14 protein-coding genes are annotated in these 19,774 nt (G+C 43.0%); 10 read left to right on the top strand and 4 right to left on the bottom strand.

Going from position 1 to position 19,774, the window contains the following annotated elements:
* Positions 1-12: 12 nt before the first annotated feature.
* The 6 genes from LDO37_RS23515 (at position 13) to phnE (LDO37_RS23540) (ending at position 6,520) form a co-directional block, all read left to right on the top strand.
* Positions 13-1,365: a sigma-54-dependent transcriptional regulator gene (locus LDO37_RS23515; RefSeq protein ID WP_399482006.1), complete on the top strand. Its 1,353-nt coding sequence runs from the start codon at positions 13-15 to the stop codon at positions 1,363-1,365.
* A 214-nt stretch (positions 1,366-1,579) separates the two neighbouring features.
* Positions 1,580-2,791: a glycerophosphodiester phosphodiesterase family protein gene (locus tag LDO37_RS23520; RefSeq protein WP_126607611.1), complete on the top strand. Its 1,212-nt coding sequence runs from the start codon at positions 1,580-1,582 to the stop codon at positions 2,789-2,791.
* A 231-nt stretch (positions 2,792-3,022) separates the two neighbouring features.
* A complete protein-coding gene (gene phnD, locus LDO37_RS23525; RefSeq protein WP_101115035.1) occupies positions 3,023-4,063 on the top strand; it encodes a phosphate/phosphite/phosphonate ABC transporter substrate-binding protein in 1,041 nt (346 codons plus the stop codon).
* A gap of 110 nt (positions 4,064-4,173) precedes the next feature.
* Positions 4,174-4,944 (top strand): phosphonate ABC transporter ATP-binding protein, encoded by a 771-nt coding sequence (gene phnC, locus LDO37_RS23530; protein WP_126609302.1) that lies wholly within the window; start codon positions 4,174-4,176, stop codon positions 4,942-4,944.
* The gene (gene phnE / locus LDO37_RS23535; RefSeq protein WP_126609301.1) at positions 4,932-5,717 is read left to right on the top strand and encodes a phosphonate ABC transporter, permease protein PhnE; all 786 of its coding nucleotides are present in this window, start codon (positions 4,932-4,934) and stop codon (positions 5,715-5,717) included. Before phnC ends, phnE (LDO37_RS23535) begins: the two co-directional genes overlap by 13 nt.
* Entirely contained in the window at positions 5,717-6,520 is an 804-nt protein-coding gene (gene phnE / locus LDO37_RS23540) for a phosphonate ABC transporter, permease protein PhnE (RefSeq protein ID WP_126609300.1), read from the top strand. The genes phnE (LDO37_RS23535) and phnE (LDO37_RS23540) overlap by 1 nt, the downstream gene beginning before the upstream one ends.
* Positions 6,521-6,619: 99 nt before the next feature.
* On the opposite strand, the gene LDO37_RS23545 is transcribed toward phnE (LDO37_RS23540), so the two are convergent.
* The 3 genes from LDO37_RS23545 to LDO37_RS23555 all read right to left on the bottom strand — a co-directional run bounded on the left by LDO37_RS23545 (position 6,620) and on the right by LDO37_RS23555 (position 11,514).
* Positions 6,620-8,080 (bottom strand): FAD-dependent oxidoreductase, encoded by a 1,461-nt coding sequence (locus LDO37_RS23545; protein ID WP_126609299.1) that lies wholly within the window; start codon positions 8,078-8,080, stop codon positions 6,620-6,622.
* 288 nt (positions 8,081-8,368) lie between these two features.
* Positions 8,369-10,840 carry an ABC transporter permease gene (locus tag LDO37_RS23550; protein WP_126609298.1) on the bottom strand — a complete coding sequence of 824 codons (2,472 nt, stop codon included), beginning with the start codon at positions 10,838-10,840 and terminating at the stop codon, positions 8,369-8,371.
* Complete coding sequence (locus LDO37_RS23555; RefSeq protein ID WP_126609297.1) at positions 10,840-11,514, bottom strand: ABC transporter ATP-binding protein; 675 nt, start codon at positions 11,512-11,514, stop codon at positions 10,840-10,842. The genes LDO37_RS23550 and LDO37_RS23555 overlap by 1 nt, the downstream gene beginning before the upstream one ends.
* On the opposite strand from LDO37_RS23555, the gene LDO37_RS23560 reads away from it, so the two are divergent.
* The 4 genes from LDO37_RS23560 to LDO37_RS23575 all read left to right on the top strand — a co-directional run bounded on the left by LDO37_RS23560 (position 11,513) and on the right by LDO37_RS23575 (position 17,591).
* Positions 11,513-12,133: an arylesterase gene (locus LDO37_RS23560; RefSeq protein WP_126609296.1), complete on the top strand. Its 621-nt coding sequence runs from the start codon at positions 11,513-11,515 to the stop codon at positions 12,131-12,133. The two genes, LDO37_RS23555 and LDO37_RS23560, sit on opposite strands and share 2 nt — an antisense overlap.
* Before the next feature lie 78 nt (positions 12,134-12,211).
* Entirely contained in the window at positions 12,212-13,342 is a 1,131-nt protein-coding gene (gene fabV / locus LDO37_RS23565) for an enoyl-ACP reductase FabV (RefSeq protein WP_126609295.1), read from the top strand.
* 576 nt (positions 13,343-13,918) lie between these two features.
* Positions 13,919-15,826, top strand: a complete 1,908-nt coding sequence (locus LDO37_RS23570) for a bifunctional diguanylate cyclase/phosphodiesterase (protein ID WP_126609294.1) — start codon at positions 13,919-13,921, stop codon at positions 15,824-15,826.
* Positions 15,827-15,932: 106 nt separating this feature from the next.
* Positions 15,933-17,591, top strand: a complete 1,659-nt coding sequence (locus tag LDO37_RS23575; protein ID WP_126609293.1) for an ABC-ATPase domain-containing protein — start codon at positions 15,933-15,935, stop codon at positions 17,589-17,591.
* A 403-nt stretch (positions 17,592-17,994) separates the two neighbouring features.
* Here the strand turns inward: LDO37_RS23575 and LDO37_RS23580 are convergent, their stop codons facing one another.
* The gene (locus LDO37_RS23580) at positions 17,995-19,692 is read right to left on the bottom strand and encodes a bifunctional metallophosphatase/5'-nucleotidase (protein WP_126609292.1); all 1,698 of its coding nucleotides are present in this window, start codon (positions 19,690-19,692) and stop codon (positions 17,995-17,997) included.
* Positions 19,693-19,774: the final 82 nt, after the last annotated feature.

A 19,774-nucleotide genomic window follows, 5' to 3' on the forward strand; every position in this document is an offset into this window, starting at 1 on the left:
ATAACTATTACAATGAAACATTCAATTCTACTTATTGACGACGAACACGATGTCGTCGACGCTGTCGGAGAAATGCTCGAACTTGAAGGGTTCGATGTTTCTACGTTTACTGAACCAGAAAAGGCACTCAAGCAGCTTAAGCCAGAAAGTAACCTAGCTGTTTTGTGCGACGTTAAAATGCCGTCCATCGATGGGTTGTGCCTATTAAGTGCTATTAATAACCGAGCTCCCGGAGTCCCAGTAATCTTAATGAGTGGGCATGGTGATATCCCAATGGCTATAGAAGCCATGAAAAATGGAGCCTATGATTTCTTAGAGAAACCACTAGAGCCGGAACTGTTAACCGAAAAGTTAACAATGGCCTGTCAGACTCGGCTCATGCAGCTGGAAAAGCACCCTTTGCCCAGTAGTACCAGTATAGAAGACGTCATCATTGGTGACTCCAGCAAGATGGAGAAGATCCGCACTCAAGTCTTAGCTCTTGCTAAATCAAATGTAGACACCATCATCAACGGTGAAACTGGGACAGGTAAAGAAGTCATAGCCAGAGCCTTGCACCAGTTTAGTAAACGGAAGTCGAAACCCTTCGTCGCCATTAACTGTGGCGGAATGAGTGAAAGTATTATTGAAAGCGAGCTATTCGGGCATGAAGCGGGGGCATTCACAAGTGCGAATCGCAAACGAATAGGTAAGATTGAGCAAGCAAATGGAGGTACCCTATTTCTCGATGAAATTGAAACCATGCCCATTGCCATACAGATAAAGTTACTTCGTATTATCCAAGAGCGTGTTATTGAACGAGTAGGCAGCAACGAGCTTATCAAGGTTAATATTACGATTATTGCAGCGAGCAAAGCAGACTTGTCGGCGCTAAGTGAGCAAGGACAATTTCGGAGCGACCTCTTTTATCGGTTAAATATAGCCAGTATTCATTTACCACCGCTTCGTGATCGCAAAGAAGATCTGCAAAGTCTGTTTCGATTTTTTGTCCTTCAAGCGTGTGAAAAATACAGCACTCGTGCCCCTTCTCTGTATCAAGAGCATATTCAGCAATTACACAAACACACTTGGGTCGGTAATGTTCGCGAGCTAAAAAACGTGGCAGAACGTTTTGTACTTGGCATCGTAGGAGATGGATTTGATCTCGAAGCGCCTATTGAAGTAGATAAAACGGCTAAGACACTGGGTTTTGAGGAACAAATTGATCAGTACGAAAAGAATTTACTCATAACAGCACTTTCTGACAGTAGTGGAAACATTAATCAGGTATCAGAAACACTAAACCTTCCACGAAAAACTTTGTACCGGAAAATGAAAAAACATCAGTTAGACAAAGACAGTTTTAAAGTATTGAAACGCTCATAAACTTCTTGCTTAACCAGCGCTAAGGTTACTTATCAAACGTCAAGGCTTCCCTTCGTCTTGGCGTTACTAAGGGTTTTCATTTGAAGGACAAAAATGACTCATAATCAAAACCTCAAATCTTATCTTATTGTTTTTATTGAGTATAATAATTGGCATGTAGCATGCAATTCTCCTTTTGCACATTAAAGTGCATTCTATAAAATGGAGAAATAACATGAAACAAACACTTGTGGGTACGACGCTCATTTGCCTAGGGCTAACGTCAGGGATTGCCTTCGCTAATGTTTCGGCAGATTTGGGTCCCCGCCCTATGTATCTTGTCGACAACATGGACGAAAGCGCACTAAAAACTAAGCTTCAAGCTTGTGAAGCCGGTCCTTTTCATCGAAGCGATTTTTCCATCGGTCACCGCGGTGCAGCAATGCAGTTTCCTGAACACACCAAAGAATCTTACTTAGCGGCAATTCGCACAGGCGCTGGGGTACTCGAGTGTGACGTTACTTTCACGAAAGACAAAGAACTAGTGTGTCGTCATTCGCAAAGCGATCTGCATACAACAACCAATGTACTCGCCATTCCTGAGCTTGCAAAAAAATGTACTGTTCCTTTCAAGCCCGCCAATTTGGAAACGGGAGAAAAAGCGCAAGCTGAATGTCGCACGTCTGACTTTACTTTGGCGGAATTTAAAACGCTTAAAGGAAAAATGGATGGAGCTAACCCAATGGCTCAAACACCTGAAGAATACATGAATGGAACACCTGGATGGCGAACCGATCTCTATTCTACGTCGGGAACGTTAATGACTCATGCAGAAAGCGTCGCTTTGTTTAAAGAACATGGTGTAAAAGTTACTCCAGAGCTTAAGTCCCCTGCTGTTGATATGCCTTACAACGGTTTTTCGCAAGAAGATTATGCGCAAAAACTGATTGACGAACTAAAAGCTGGCGGGATTAAAGCGAAGGATGCCTACGTACAATCGTTTAACTTGAACGATGTAAAATACTGGATAGCAAAAGAGCCTAAGTTTGGTCAGCAAGCTGTTTACTTAGACGATCGAGTCTACAACGACGAGAACTTTAAACCCACACTAGATAATATGAAATCCTTAGCAGAATCAGGCGTTAACATTATTGCACCACCTATGTACGCCTTGGTTACTTTGGACAGTAAAGGAAGCATTGTGCCTTCAGATTATGCCAAGCTAGCGAAAGAAGCTGGTCTTGATATTATCACGTGGACGTTAGAGCGCTCTGGACCACTAAACAACGGTGGTGGTTGGTATTATCAAAGTGTTAAAGACAGCATCAATAACGATGGTGATGCCATGGTGATGTTAGATGCTTTGGCACAAAAAGTAGGTGTTTTAGGTGTATTCAGTGATTGGCCTTCAACCGCTACTTATTACGCTAACTGCATGAAACTATAGTAGATAGGTTAATAAAAGAGTCGCTAAAATGCGGCTCTTTCTTTTTCACAGAAACGGTTTGGACACATTTGACCCAAACGATGGAAAAACGAAGGACAGATGTGACACATTTGTAAAATAAAAACAAATCCGACTTTCTATCTATCTGTTTATATTGAATTATTTAACATGGCACACTCTTAGCAATAACAAACTCGACCCTTTACATTAAATCAACAAAAAGGTTTCAAGATGAAATTAGCACCTAAAGGATTACTTATTGCTACCTCCCTGCTTTTGCCTTCATTAGCATTTGCGCAGACGTGTGAAAACAGAGGTGTATTGGACGACAGGTATTGTGATGAAAACAATGATCTTGTTGCTGACACACCAAAAAACAAAGACGACTGGCGCGACCCAAGTACATTGGTCTTTACATATACTCCTGTTGAAGACCCAGCTATATACAAAGATGCGTTCGCCGACTTTCAGGCACACTTAACTAAAATTACTGGCAAGCGAGTCATTTACTACACAGTGCACTCAAACTCCGCACAAGTTGAAGCCATGCGTTCAGGAAGACTGCACGTTGCTGGATTCTCAACAGGTCCAACAGGCTATGCTGTAAACCTTGCGGGTTACGTGCCTATTGCTGTAAAAGGCAACGAAAATGGTTTCCAAGGCTATAACTTAGTTACGATCGTTCGAAAAGATAGCGGCATCAACACCATGGACGATTTGAAAGGCAAACGTGTTGCCCACACATCAGCTTCATCAAACTCTGGTAACCTAGCGCCAAGAGCTCTCTTTCCAAACAAAGGGATAGTTCCAGACAAAGATTATAAAGTTCTTTACTCTGGCAAACACGATCAATCTATTCTTGGCGTATTTAATGGCGACTACGACGCTGCACCCGTCGCATCAGATGTTTACGACCGAATGGTCGCAGCAGGTCGAGTCGACGAAAGTGCACTTAAGATTATTTATCGCAGCCCTAGATTCCCAACCTCTGCTTTTGGCTACTCTCATGATCTCAATCCTGAATTAGTCGAAAAAATCAAAGAAGCGTTTTCGACTTATCGCTTTACGCCAGAAATGAGCGCGACTTTCAAAGGAGCCGATCGCTTTGCTCCTATTACTTACAAAGAAGATTGGGCGGTAATCCGAAACATCGCACACGCTACTGGGACTGCTTACACCAAAACAGGGCTTAAAAAGCTCGCAGAAAAAGAAGCCGCTAAACGAGCTAAGAAGAAAGCGGCGGAACTCGCTAAACAAGCCAAAAATCAGTAACACCTTAAGGTCTGTTGACCTTAGACAATAAATCTAATTTAAACACTCATCACTTTCCTATGCCCTCCTTTGGGTAGGGCATAGGCTTTTTAGAATACAAGGAATAAACGATGACAAGTACTCGTCCTCGTGGCATTGCCATCAATCAACTACAGCATTCTTACGTCCCAGGAAAACCGATTCTTAAAGGTATAGATGTCGACATTCAGGAGCCAGGTATCGTTGCGATCATAGGTCCTTCTGGTACAGGTAAAAGTACTCTTCTACGCTGCATTAACCGGCTAAACGATCCTACATCGGGTGAAATTCTTTTTAATGGCGAAGACTTAACGAAATTACAAGGTACACCACTCCGTATGTTACGCCGTCACATAGGTATGGTATTTCAGGAATACAATCTGGTTGAACGGTTAACGGTGATTGAAAATGTGCTCACTGGTCGACTGGGATACATGAGCGCTTGGAATGCATGGCGTCGTAACTATTCACAAGAAGACATCAATAAAGCATTTGAGCTACTCAACTTTGTGGGCTTATCTGATTTCGCCAACCAAAGAGCCGATAGCTTGTCTGGTGGTCAAAGACAACGTGTAGGAATTGCACGCGCTGTTATGCAAGACCCTTACATTCTTCTAGCAGACGAACCGACCTCTTCCCTCGACCCTAAAACCGCAGTCGAGATTATGGAACTGATGGAACAGCTGGCAGAAAAGAACCAGATCCCAGTGTTAGTTAACATTCATGACGTTAACCTAGCTAAACGTTATGCAAAGCGAATCATTGGTATGTGTGGCGGTTCAGTTCATTATGACGGGCACCCTGATGGTATTACCGAAGACGATCTCAAGGTTATCTACGGAGGTGAATCATGGCTGGATTAACCGCCAATCAACAAAACCCATTCAAAGCTCACTGGTCTAACAAGCTCATTTGGGTCGGTGTCGTTGCGTATTTGGCTTACAGTTTCTCGTCATTAGGGCTAAGCCTTGACCGGATTATAATCGGTATTGGAGAAAGTGAGCGTCTCCTTTCTCGTATGTTTCCGCCAGATTTCTCTAGAAGCAATTTGCTCCTTGATGGGCTTGCAGAAAGCCTGCAAATAGCGATCATCTCGAGCTTTTTCGGCATTGTTATATCACTGGTTTTAGGGTTACTTGCAGCTCGAAATATGATGCCTCTTATTGTCAATACACCTGTGCGTGGGCTCATTGCTCTTTGTCGTTCGTTTCACCCAGTGATCATCGCAATCCTGTTTGTTAAAGCTGTGGGTTTTGGGGCACTAGCAGGGATCCTAACTCTCGTTGTTGCTTCCATCGGGTTTATTGCAAAGCTTTTTGCTGAAGCGATAGAGGAAATTTCTTTCAAACAAGTTGAAGCGATTCGAGCAACAGGCGCCAGTTTTATCAGCGTTGTCTTGTTCGCCGTAATGCCTCAAGTGTTTTCTCGATTTATCGGATTTTCAAGCTATCAATTGGACTCAAATCTACGTAACTCGACGATGGTCGGAATTGTAGGTGCTGGTGGTCTTGGTGGCACTCTCTTTTCTGCATTCCAAAGATTCGATTATGACTTTGTTGCAGCGATCCTAATTACTATCATTACCTTGATTTTAATTGGCGAATTCTTATCTAACATCGTTCGGAGGATTTTCTGATGACGACTACAAATATTGATCATCACTGGGAACGATTTACGACATCAGAAAAACTGATGCGATATGCCGCTTACTTTTGTTTCGTTATGGCGCTGGTTTGGTCTTGGCAGACCGTTGAAGTTATTCCTGAGTTTTTATACGACGCTCCCGCCCAGTTTGCCGATATGTTTAAGCGGATGGTTCCACTTGAATATGGTTTTTACCCAGAGAGTGTTCATGAAGCGCTTATTGAGACATTGCATATCGCGACACTGGGTACATTGTTTACACTAATTTTCGCCGTGCCATTAGCATTGTTAAATGCTCCTAACATTACACCGTACAAAACCATCAACTGGATTGCGCAGTTCTTTCTAGTATCATCCCGCTCCATCAACTCTTTGGTTTGGGCGTTGTTATTTATCGCGTTCTTTGGTCCCGGAGTTATTGCAGGCATCATGGCGATTGCAATTCGAAGCATCGGATTCGTTGGTAAGTTGCTTGCAGAGGCGATTACCGAAGTCAACATGGGCACAATTGAAGCGCTAAGAGCGACAGGTGCTTCAACAGCAAGCATTTTGATTAAAGGATACTGGCCTCAAATTATGCCCGCGTTTTATTCCATTGTACTTTTCCGTTGGGATATTAATGTACGCGAATCAGCAGTTCTGGGTTTGGTTGGTGCTGGTGGTGTTGGTGTACTTCTAAGTGACGCAATGAACCTGTTTGAATGGCAAAAAGTTTCTGTGATTCTATTGAGTATCTTTGTGGTTGTCTTATTAGCAGAAGCGTTGGTGATTCAAATCCGTAAGAAACTGATTTAATTAGGGTTAGTTCAAACGGAAATAACCAAAAGTGAAAAGCCCAGAATTGTCTTCTGGGCTTTTTAATACGCTCGATACTTTGGCAATTTTCAGGCGAATTTAAATCGGTTTAGACACTCCAGCAACAAGTGCTAACTCTTCTGGGTAATCTCTTTGTATTGCAAGCTCTACCGCCCTTCCGACAACGTCTGATTCTTGGATGCCATTTAAAAATTCATAGGATTGAAAACGCTGTTTGTCTGAAATCATCTGATGCGAGTGCATGTGTGCGGCTATCTGGTCCGATGCTTCTATCGCCGATGAAGCCTTCACAATTTCCATGCGCGCATAGTTAGTCCCTTCAACCGAAATATCAGACGCTCTTAAAGTAAAATCTTCACCTGGTATTTGCTGTGCACCATATAAAGGTTTGCTCGCCATTTCCGCACTAGAAAAAGAGGGAATAAATTGAGCAATATGCTCGATTGCGCGATTAGTACGCGTCATTTGTTCTGACTCTGACCACCCAGCTTCTATCTTAGAAAGCAAGTAGTTGGGTAATGCTGGCTGAGAGCTTTTGTCATTGCTTGTGACTAGCCCATCATGAAATAGCGTAATGTCTTCCGTCATCCCGTGTAGCTGAAAAACGCCGTCCGCATAAGGGGTTAGCTGTGCCATTCCGTTTGGAGTACCTCTTTGCCCGTGAAATATAACTTCAGGCCACTGCTGATCGCAATCTTCCCAGCGCGTAACATAAGCGGCTTTAAATTCCACGAACCTTTGCTTTGGGCGTTGTGTCCAGTCGTCGACCATACCCGTTTCAAAGCCACCTGCATTAATGAGGTAATCTACCTGAGTATATTGGGTAGTTTCTTCGCTTAATCGAGAATGAGAGACACACCATCCACCATTGCTTTTCTCAACCTTTTCAACCTTAGTCTCCATGCGCAAATCGCAATTGATTTTGCTTGCTAACGCCAAGTCGAGTGTCGAAGAAAGCCTGAAAACACTCCAACCAAATTCCTGCACGGCGACAACTGGGTACTTAATATTGTCTAGGTTGGTATGCCGAGCAAAAGGAATCATCCAATCATCAAATGTAGCAGGCGTCTCTGGCTGCGTTTTCTCACGTAGCGCCGTTAGCTGCTCTTTTTCATACGTTACGTAATAGTTTTGAGGATCCCCCAAAACAGCATTCGACTCATCAACATCTACTAATGATTGGTAGTAGTTCTGAAGAAAATCAAGGCGTGGGAGAATCTCATCTGCGTTTCCTTCATCTGTGGTCGGCGTAACGATTACTGTGGGTCTGATGTTGATAGTATGAGGAAATAGCTTCACAGTATCGATAGATTGACGAAGCAATTTCGCGCATTGTTTCTCGGAGATTTCACGGTACAAGTTACCACCGGCATGAAGGTGGCAGATAGGTGGACCATTAACTAAGCTGTCGCGTTTTTCAAACAGAGTTACATCTAAACCTAGCTCTGAAAACTTGAGGGCGGCAGTAGAACCTGCAATGCCACCACCAATGATTCCAACACTTAATGTCTTCTGCTCTTTATTTTTTATGAGGGTCATGTCTTTAATACGTTTTTTAGGTACCTAAGTATTTTACTCAGATATTCATTTGAAGAAAATCACATTTTTCTTGTACCTTTTCGTTATAAAGAACGATCAAAAAAAACTTAAAAAAAACTTGACGAAATTGCCTTAAATTAAACACATTTCGGATTTGTGAATAACAAATTGCGTTGAAGTTCCTTAGCCATTGGCTTGGGCGAATGTATACCGATTATTCGCCCAAAGTTATCCAATTATTTATCCACTGATTTTGTGGATAAGTCATCATGAGTTATTCACAAGACCTTAATATGCGCCCTTATTCACTGGAATTAACAAGCGCTTTATCAAAGTGTTAAGAACCAATCCTAACGTCAAAAAACTGAGCAATGGTAAGAGAACCCATAGCCATGGATGTGCATTAGGTGTTAATTCAAAACCCCACTTCATCAGGCTTGCGACACTTGCTTCAGCGCCAAAGCTTGCGATAACACCGGCTGTAACCGCCATCAAACCAAATTCACACCACAGGGTATTTGAAATTCGTTTCTTTGAAGCTCCCAGTGTCCGATACAACCGAATTTCTTGCTGTCGTTGCGAAAGACTCAGTCTCAGAAGCGTAAAGATAAGCATCAACCCAGCCAGTACACCAAGGCCAGCTAAAACGGTAATTGCCCATACTATTTGGCTCAAAAGCTCCTGAATTTTAGCGCCCATCGTACTGATATCCATCACGCTAACCGTTGGGAATGCGCGAGATAACGTCGTTAAGAAAGGTTTATTTTCTTCCTCAATTCTGAAACTAACCAGATAAGTTGACGGGATACTAGCCAAAACGTCCGGTGAAAATATAAAGTAAAAGTTTGGTTTCATCTCTCGCCACTCTACGAAACGCACAGAATCGACCTTAGCTTCAACCGTTACACCATTAATCACAAAACTGAGTGTATCTCCAATCTCAAGCCCCAGCTCACTCATGACCTCTTGTTCGACCGAAACAGAGCCTTTTCCGACCCAGCTTCCTTCTAATAGCTCATTATGTGCAGGAATCTGATCTGCCCAGGTAAAGTTTAATTCTCGGCTGAGAGCATCTGTCTCTTCTTCAGATCCTTTTTGACTTAATACATAGTCTTTTGCGGGCACATTATTAATCGTACTCACTCGTCCCCGTATTATTGGATATGCATCAGACCGGTCTTGGACGTTTCCATCAAGAGTTTCAAGATAGTCGCCAATTTCTGTAGAGGCGATGTTTAAAGCAAACACATTAGGGGCATTTTCAGGCAGTGTTTGCTGCCAGTCGCTAAGTAAATCTGTTCTTACTAACCAGATAATAGAAAGCAGCATCAAAGACAACGCCAATGCAGCAAACTGAACACCACTCGCTACACTGGTACGGTTAAGTCGACTTACTGCAAGTTTCATTGTTGTGTTCATTGGTAACTTAGCGACAAGTCGTGTTATCAACGTACTGACTATTCCAAGTAATACAAACAACACAACGATGCCAACCAACACCATCCACACCATTAAGTTGCCGCCGTAGACTATCAGCATTGGAATCACAGGAACTAAAAGCAATAACAACGATTTTTTACTAATAGATTTAGTCGATTCCTGCATCACGTTTAGCGCGGGAGTATTGAGTAAATGTAAAAGCGGAATACCAAGTGCAGGTACGCTGATCAGAATACATGTCACCACAGAATACAGATAAGGAGCCGATCCGTACGAAGGTAATGGATCAGGGAGTAGATCGCCCATGGGTAAACGGAGAAGTACTTCCAATCCTATCCCAATGGCAATGCCGAAGGTGATTCCAATGGCAAATAGAACACCTAACTGAACCCACAACCATCTCGCAATCCAATTTTTGCTTGCGCCAATACTCTTCAACATTGCAATAGTCTGACGTCTGTTGGCTACATAATGTTGGCAAGTCAATACGAGCGTCGTTGCGGCCATCAATATGACAATGGCAACGGTTAGAGAAAGATATTGCTTGGTTCGAGTGAATACGTCAGACGTTCGGCTTTGTGTATTTTCTGTCAGCCATCTATCACTCGGAGTTAATTCTGTATCATCAACAATTTTTTGGATTGCAGCAGCGTCACCGTTAAGAAACAGTCGAAATTGAACACGGCTACCAACCTGTAGTGCGCCAGTTTTATCAATGTCGGCGGAGTTGATCATTACTGAAGGCATTTGCTGGAACGGATTAAAAGACAAGCCAGGTTCTTCAGTTATGATGCCTGATACTGTTAGGTCGGCATCCCCTATCGTGACAACGTCACCTATTTTAGTGCCAAGCTGGTCTTGCACACGGGGTTCTATCCATAACTCACCAGGGCGAACAGATGACCGAATACCGTCTTCACCCGTTAAGATCAGTTCCCCTCGTAAAGGGTACTCATCGCCTACTGCTTTAACCGTCACCAATTGCATGTCTTCTTCGCTAAATGCCATTGTAGCAAATCGCGTTAGATTGGTTGTTTGTAGGTTTTGTTTGGCTACTTGGTCTAGCAAATGATCAGGAATTGGATTAGCAGATACAAACACAGAGTCAGCAGTTAGAGCATCTTTTCCCTGCTTAACGATGACCTGCTCCATTCTGTCGGCCAGTGCGCTAAGGGCAAAAATACAAGCAATGATCAGTGTGAGTGCAGCTGAAATCGGCCAAAGTTGACCTTGTCTGATTTCTCTAATGCTCCAACGAAATAGTTGTCGATTAGGCATTTTGAGCTTGGGCGTGGCAACCGGGGTTTGCACTTCTTCCATTATGCCACCTCCAAGTGACCTGCTTGCATGTGGAACGTTCTATCACAACGCTTTGCAAGTTCAGGGTCATGTGTGACAAGCACTAATGTTGTACCGTGCTGCTTGTTCATCTCAAACAGCCGCTCGACAATATTTGCAGCAGTATGTTGATCGAGGTTTCCTGTAGGTTCGTCAGCAAACAGAATTTTCGGTTTGATCATAAAGGCACGAGCTAAAGCCACGCGCTGTTGCTCACCACCTGAAAGCTGAGTGGGAAGATGATTCTCTCGATGGCTCAACCCTACAGACTCTAACAATGCGCGAGCTCGGTCTGTATCTTCATCTTCACCTTTTAAAAGGCAGGGTAAAGTAACATTTTCTAATGCCGTTAGGCTTGGAATCAAAAGGAAACTTTGAAAAACAAAACCGACCGTTTCGCTGCGTAGTGCGGCACGAGCTTCATCGTCGAGTTTTGATAAAGGCTTATCAAGTAACGTAATTTCCCCTTGAGATGGCGTATCTAAACCCGCGAGCAATGTCATTAATGTTGACTTTCCTGCACCAGATGTACCTACGATGGCGACGCTTTCGCCGCGACTAATTTCCAAATTTACGTTTTCAAGGATTGTTAAATGTTCTTGATTAGTAGTAACTTGTTTAGAAACTGATTCAGCTCTTATAACGGATGATGGCATGTTGCGTTTCCTTTCGATCTTATTATGTGTTTTATTTTCTAACACGACGTTTAGTCAAACTTTACTTATTTTGGGCGATAGCTTGAGTGCTGGCTATCAAATGAAGGCTGAGCAAAGCTGGCCGTCTCTACTATCTCATTCGTTGAGTGAACATAACCTGAATGTCACTGTCGTTAACAGCAGCGTTTCTGGCGATACAACGGGGAATGGACTTGCCAAACTATCAGGTTTATTAGGCACACACTCCCCAGATTGGGTTTTGATAGAGCTCGGGGCTAATGATGGTTTACGTGGGTTCCCACCTAAAACGATCACTAAAAACCTAAGGGAGCTGATTGAAATCAGTGAACAATCTGGTGCCAAAGCGCTGCTAATGCAAATTCGTGTCCCACCCAATTATGGCATGCGCTACAGCAATATGTTTGCCGCTATTTATGAAGACCTCGCTCTTGAGTATAAAATTCCTTTGCTTCCATTCTTTTTAGAGCAAGTTATCTTAAAGCCTGAGTGGATGATGAGTGACGGTTTACATCCTAAGCCAGAAGCACAACCATGGATTTCGGACTTTGTAGCACAAGAAATTGCACCTTTTCTAAAAAATGACACCACAAACGAATAGTTTGCTGTTCTAGCTCAATTGAATATACCCATCATTAGTGTAAGGTTATGCGGTTACGATAATAATTAGGACCAAGACATGCAGAACAAGCCAGTGATTGAAGGTGTCGTTGCCCGCTCAGCAAACCCCGAAGGTTGTCAAGCTGCCGTAAGCAAGCAAATTGATACGGTTAAAAAATCATTACCAATTAATACTACGCCTAAACGTGTACTAATTTTGGGCGGCTCATCCGGTTTGGGGTTAGCCGCAAGGATCGCACTGACTTTCGGTGGTGCAAAAGCAAATACCATTAGCGTTTCGCACGAGCACGCGCCATCGGATAATTTCACTGGAAGTGCTGGTTGGCATAACAACGTTTACTTTGAACAAGAGGCAAACAAAGAAGATCGCGTAGCGGTTAATATCGCGGGTGATGCCTTTTCTTCGGAAGTTCGGGAGCAGGTTATAGAAGCGATCGAAACTTACTTTGAAGGCGAAGTCGATCTCATTATTTATAGCCTTGCTGCGGCAAAACGACGCAAAGACAATGACAGTTTCTGGTATTCCTCAATAAAGCCACTCAATGAAGCGGTTCAAGGTGCTTCGATACTGTTAGAAGATGATTCTTGGGTTGAAAAAACCGTAGAGCCTGCAAGCAATGAAGAGCTCGAATCCACAGTTCGTGTAATGGGTGGTGAAGATTGGGAAAACTGGATTGATACCCTAATTAATTCCGATTCAATCGCAACCGGATGTAAAACTATTGCGTTTTCTTACGTTGGTTCAGACGCCACGCACCCAATCTATCTTGATGGAACACTCGGTCATGCTAAAGTCGATCTTCATCAAACGAGCCACTCACTCAATATCAAGCTATCCCAATATCAAGGCGGTGCCTACGCTTGCGTTTGTAAGGCATTGGTTACCAAAGCGAGTGTGTATATCCCTACGTTCAGCCCATACATCATTGCGCTTTACAAGGTAATGAAAGATAAGCAAACACACGAAGGCTGTATTGAGCAGATGCAGCGACTGTTTAGGGAAAAACTGTATGTCAACAAAATCCCTGTCGACCCTGAGCGTTTGATCAGGCTCGATGAGTACGAATTAGACACGGATACCCAGAGAAAGGTATCTGATTTACTTAAAGAAATGAACGCCAGTAATTTCGCTCAAGTAGGAGACTACGAAGGCTTCAAATCTGATTTCCTTGAACTAAATGGATACTAGGGTCTGTTGACCTTTCGCGGTTAAATTTTGTTCGAGTTCTATGCCTTTTAATCGCGGCGCAAGGTGTGTAGCTTAGTCGTTCTAAGCAAATACCTTGCAACAAAGAGTAAAAGGGATAGAGTGGGGACGCCTAGTCGTACCCTTTGGGCAGCATTTGTGGCTTATTTCTACTGCGTTATCGCTCATTGATGTAGAGTGACTACACCGAATAAGCTCTGCCTTGTATAAATTACCCACAAATTGCTGCAAAAATCATCTCGAAAGGTCAACAGACCCTAGTGTTCTCAAAAGGTTACTAAAAGCGGTATTCATTTCTTACACGCCATTCTCCATATTACAACGAGAGTGGCTTGTATCGTTTTTGGTCTAATGTTTTAGCCCAAAACTCGTCGATAATTTGAATCAAAATGCTCAGATCTTGATCCCAATCTTCTGTTTTGTGCTGAAAGCGCAATGAAAAAATGGTGTACTGACTCTATTTTGCGACAATCCGTCATCTAATACCTTGAACGTGAATCCTGCGTCATATAATGATCGTAGGTAGGATGAAGAAAGATCGGGGACGGAAAGGATTCCATGTCAAAAATTGACGTTAGTCAGATTGAAATTCCAGCTTACATGCAAAAAAGCTGGCAACAAATCGTAAACTTGGTTGCGGAGTTATCCGACGTACCCTCTGCGCTTATTATGCAAGTGCATCGGCATTCTATCGAAGTATATAAAGCCTCAGATTCCGCCAACACCCCTTATAAAGAATCAGAATGTGAACCTTTAGACGGTAAGCTATATTGCGAAACCGTTGTTGAAGAGCAACGCTCTCTCACCGTGCCAAACGCATTGAAAGATCCTAAATGGGCGAACAACCCTGATGTTAAGTTAGGTATGATTGCTTATTACGGCATACCTTTGAATTGGCCGAATGGTGATCCATTTGGCACCATTTGTATTCTTGATAACAAAGAAAACCATTTTTCTCCCACGATTAAGTCACTACTCGACTCATTTCGAGAGTCAGTAGAATCGCAACTTGCCTTAATTTATCAACAGTACCAATTGGAGCAAACCAATAAAGAATTGCGTAACCGAGTTCAAAGCCGTACACAAGATCTAGCCAGTTTGAACTTTTCACTCGGAACAGAGATTGACCGTCGCAAAGCGGCAGAACAAAAAGTTCTTTATCAACAATCCCATGACTTGGGTACAGGTTTTCTAAATAGACTTGCTTTGATTGACGAGGCTCAGACATTACTTGGTCAGATGAAATCAACTGACAGTACCCTCGCCTTTGTTCATGTTGGTTTTACAAACGGGCGTCGATTGTTAGCAAAGCATGGTTATGAAGTGTTTGATACTGTACTCAAGGAGTATCGAAAGCGTGTTGGTTTCATTGATGTATTACATAGCATCACGGCCCGAACTTCCACTATCGACCTTGTTTTCGCGCTTGAGATTGAAGAGTCTCAACACAACCTTGAATCGCTCTGTCAACGCTTAGTGGACATAGGCCAATCGGAATTTTTTATTAACGGTCAGCCACTTCATTTACATGCATTCATTGGTGTCGCCACTTCATACGATGCAGATAACGCAAACTTAATGCTTAAGCACGCAGGTGAAGCAATGCTTGCTTGTAAAGATTCTGGTAAAAAATATGCGTTTTATGCCAATTCCAACATTACAACCCCCACCAATAACCAATTAGAAAGCTACTTGTTACAGGCGGTGAGAAACGATGATTTAACGCTCTACTTCCAACCAAAGGTATCGCCGAGGAATGGGTATTGGTTGGGTGCAGAAGCCCTCCTTCGGTGGAACCACCCAGTACTGGGGCAAGTCTCAAACGATTCATTAATACAGCTGGCAGAAAAGAACGGCTTAATTTTTGAAGTTGGCAACTACGTACTAAGAAGTGCCATTCAACGTGCCGCCGAGTGGACGAAGTACATGAAGGATTTCCGTGTCGCCATTAATGTATCTGCGGTTCAATTGCGAGATCCAAACTTTGTTGAACAAATTGAGCAATTGCTTGATTACTATAAGCTTAATCCAAAATGCCTAGAGCTAGAAGTAACAGAAACCAGCTTAATAGCCGACGAATTTCTCGCAGGTCAAACACTTCGCAAACTTCACGGATTGGGAGTGACGTTGTCACTAGATGATTTTGGTACGGGCTATTCTTCATTCAGTTATCTCAAGAAATACCCATTTGACTGCATTAAAATCGATAAAAGTTTTATCAATCAAATTTCGGGTAGTGAACAAGATAAAGAAATCATCCGATCTATTATTCATGTCGCTAAGAAGCTCAAACTGAAAGTGGTTATGGAAGGTGTGGAAAGTCACGACCAAGAACAGTTCATTCTTGATGAAGGCTGCGACTATGTGCAGGGGTACCTCTATGGCAAACCCATGAATACCCATGAGTTTGAAAATAGCCTTATCACTAAGAAATTCAATGGTCAGCGAATTGCAGCGCGGCACTAGAACAACCCACTGAGCAGACATCACCAGAGCCACAACCTTTCAGGTCGCATCTTTACATGGTTTGGGTATAATCCTCCCCACTCCAATCTAAATAGTGACTTCTCGAATGGATCAACTGATCGCATTACTTAAAACAATCGAAAAACAAAACTACCGCAGTTACCAAAAAATTAAAGGCAGTTACGATTTCGGAGATTTTGAATTATTCATTGATAGCACTCAAGCCGACCCATTTGCTCCTGCTTCGCGAGTTCGTGCTTTCCGCCAGTGGTCTTTGACCGGTTTAGAGTGGTTAAAAGAAACCTCACCAGCATTCCAACGCGCTGCCAGAGATTTTATTGCCCGCTCATTCGCCCACTTCGCAGCGCAAGAAAACAACGTATTTATCGCGTCGACGGGTCAAACGGTTTTGGACCATACTTCCGTTGTCTTTACCGAAAAAGGCATCGAGCTTCGCTTTAGAGTTGACCTCCCAGCAGATGGACGCACAATTCTCGGCAAGAAAGCGATTAACATTCTTACGTTTTACTTACCTAAGTTTATTCGTAAAGCGACCCTACACAGGGAGTTAGACATTGACCGTCTTAAGCAACACTGCGAAATCATCGAAGATCAAGTTGCATTAAGAAAACAACTTTCTGAACACAACCTAATGGCATTTGTCGGTAACGGCAGCGTATTACCTCGTAAAGCAGGTAACAGTGATTTACCGATGCAAGACGCGGTTGAATTCGCCTCTCCAGAATCGCTCACCATTGAGTTAGATACGCCTAATTCCGGAAAGATAAAAGGCATGGGTATTCCGAAAGGCATCACACTCGTTGTTGGTGGTGGTTTTCACGGGAAATCTACTCTACTGAACGCGGTCGAACGTTCTATTTATGACCACATCCCTGGCGATGGACGTGAATATGTTGTCGCTGATGAAAACGCAATGAAAATACGTGCTGAAGACGGCCGCTGCGTGCACAACTTAAACTTATCGAATTACATTAATCACCTACCGCAAGGTCGTAGTACGGAAGAGTTCTCTACTCAAGATGCATCTGGTTCAACTTCTCAGGCAGCTTGGCTTCAAGAGTCCATCGAATCTGGCGCAACTGCTCTACTGATTGATGAAGATACGTCTGCAACTAACTTCATGATCCGTGATGAACGCATGCAAGCGCTCGTTAGTAAAGGCGAAGAACCCATCACTCCACTGGTGGATCGTATTGGACAGATCCGTGATGAGCTCGAGATATCCACCTTGATCGTCATGGGTGGCTCTGGCGATTATCTAGACGTTGCCGATACCGTCATTCAAATGCACGACTACCAAGCAGTAGATGTGACTGAAAAAGCAAAAGAAGTGATCAAACAACATCCGACACAGCGCGTTCAAGAAGCGACCGAAGCGCTCGCTACGTTCTCTGAACGCTCATTTAATTCAAAATCACTGCAGGGTATTTTGGCCGAAGGTAAGTTCCGTGTTGGCTCGAAAGGAAAAGCACGTTTGAGGTTTGGTAAAGAGCAGGTGGATTTACAGGCACTTGAGCAAATCGAGTCTGAAAGTCAGATTAACGCTATTGGATGGGTGTGGTTTCAATTCGCTCAACTTCCAAGCTGGTCAAAGTTTCCAGCCAAAGATCTAGCAAACATGGTTAAGGAAGATAATTGGTTTGATGCTATGCCTAAGCACGGTGATCTGGCAAAACCACGAGTGATTGATGTTATGGCTGCATTAAACCGAATGAGGCAGTCTCAATTTAAAGCTGCGAAGTAACCAAAGTTCCACTCACTTTGAATTAGTTAATGATAATAAGTGTGTACTCAAACAGCTTTGATCGGACTGTTTGAGTATCACTTAGCTTGCTTTTATCGAAGTCATAGACATGTCTATGTTGTAGCCAAAAACAAAGGAGCCATATGGCTCCTTAATTGTATCTTTATCGAATTATTTTGATATCGATACTCAACTACATCCCAGTAAGCGGGATAAAATAGACCAATGCAGACCAAGCAAAAATCCATACACACACCATTACGGTGTCTAGCCAGTCTCTACTCCACATATGGTACTCTCCCAATGCATAAAATAAGTGATGCTCATGGCTAACTCGTAGCCGGCAGTGAATCATCTCTCGCATTGATAGAAGCAAAAAACAGACCAACTGTTCAATTTATGATCAAATAAATACTGTCGGGTCAGATTGAACGAGTTCGATCAGGCAATCAGCCATAGAGTGAGTTGACACAAATCCTTGATCTTCCATCTTAAGGATAGCGTCGTAGCCTTCCTTACCTTTCATCGTGTAAGCGGTTGAACAACCACGATAAATAATTTCATCTTCGACGTTTTTCCAACCCTTATCATGGCCAATCATTAGCTTTGTAATGCGACTGCCCATTGGCGCATCCGCATCGTATTCAAAACAAAGATTATGTGTGTATGGGTAACTACCCGACCCAGTGCCAATCACACCATTACTTAATGCGTTATTGATGGCACCTTCAAACATCTCTTTGAGATACTTACCTTTTATGTCGTAATAGCCCACAGGTATGGCAAACGGCAACAATTTTCCTGCCACTTCATCCACGGTAATTTTGCCGCTTGGTAGCGAATTCCTGACTCCACCAGCATTATGAATGGCAAACTCGACATTGTGGCCGTCGTTATTCATCACGGTATAGAATGAACGACAAACTATTGGCGCTAGTTCGCTGGGACCTTCTTCGTCGGGGATGCGGACGTGACGATAAACTTTTGACGCTTCTCCAATCACTCTCGCTCGAATCTCATTTACTTGTGGGCGATATTTGTCGTCAAGAATTGATTTCACCGCTTGATCTTTCGTACAGCGAATAACGTTCGGGTGGGTATAAATCACCGCTTGAGTTCTGTCGTACACAGAATCGTCGACAAGTTCGTCTAAGCTGGCATCCATTGCTAACCTGCGCCCAACAAGAAGTTCATTCTTTCCTTCAAATCGGGCGACTGTGCCATCTTCATTAAAATCGATTTCACAGTGCCCCATGAATTGAGCGTAACACCCAGCTTGAACAATTCTTGTGTTGTTGATTAGTAGCCCGTAGTCATCATGCTTGGTAAGGCCTATATCAGTGAAATCTCCTTGCAACACATGCGAATGACCACCAATTATCAAGCTGATCCCGTCAACATCTTCTGCCAACTGTTTATCGTCTTCATACCCTAAATGGCTTAATAGGATAATTTTATTGACGCCTGATGCGCGAATCGCATCTATCGTTTGCTCGGCAACCATCTTTGCATTCAAAAACGGGGTATCTGGATCTGGGTTCGAAATGTCTGCCATTTTATCGAGAGATAAACTGAATACGGCAATTTGTTCACCGTTGGCGTCAAACGTTAACCAACTGCCTTGTTTTTCTGCTTTGTTGTACGAATGCAGGTTTTGTTTAGTACGTAATTGATTAGGTTTATTGCACTCGGCGGACAAATCCCAATTACTCGCAATCATAGGAAAATTGATATTGTCGAGAAAATCAGCAACTGGCTCATTTCCCATATCTAATTCGTGATTCCCTACCACCATTGCGTCTGGTTCCAAGGCGCTAAGCATTTCTGCATTGGCTCTACCTTTAAACAAAGAAAAGTAAAGTGTGCCCTGAAAGCAATCCCCAGCATGCAGAAACAAGAAGCGGCGATCATTTTCGAGCGCTGTTTTTCTAATTTGTTGTAACCGGTTTGAAATGCGAGCAAAACCGCCAACACTGATGAAAGGAGAAACTTGCCTGCCGCTGATGTTTAAGTGAAGTTGAATGGTACTGGGTTCGAAATAAGAGTGTGTATCGTTGATGTGTGCAATCGTGATCGACGCTTTTTTATTTTGATTTTTCATTGTTTTATCTTACTGACCTTTTTGACATTCTATCATAGCCCCATGTGAATGACATATTAATGAATCATGGATAAGTTGGTGC

It is taken from the genome of Vibrio penaeicida (assembly GCF_019977755.1).
Lineage (GTDB): Bacteria > Pseudomonadota > Gammaproteobacteria > Enterobacterales > Vibrionaceae > Vibrio > Vibrio penaeicida.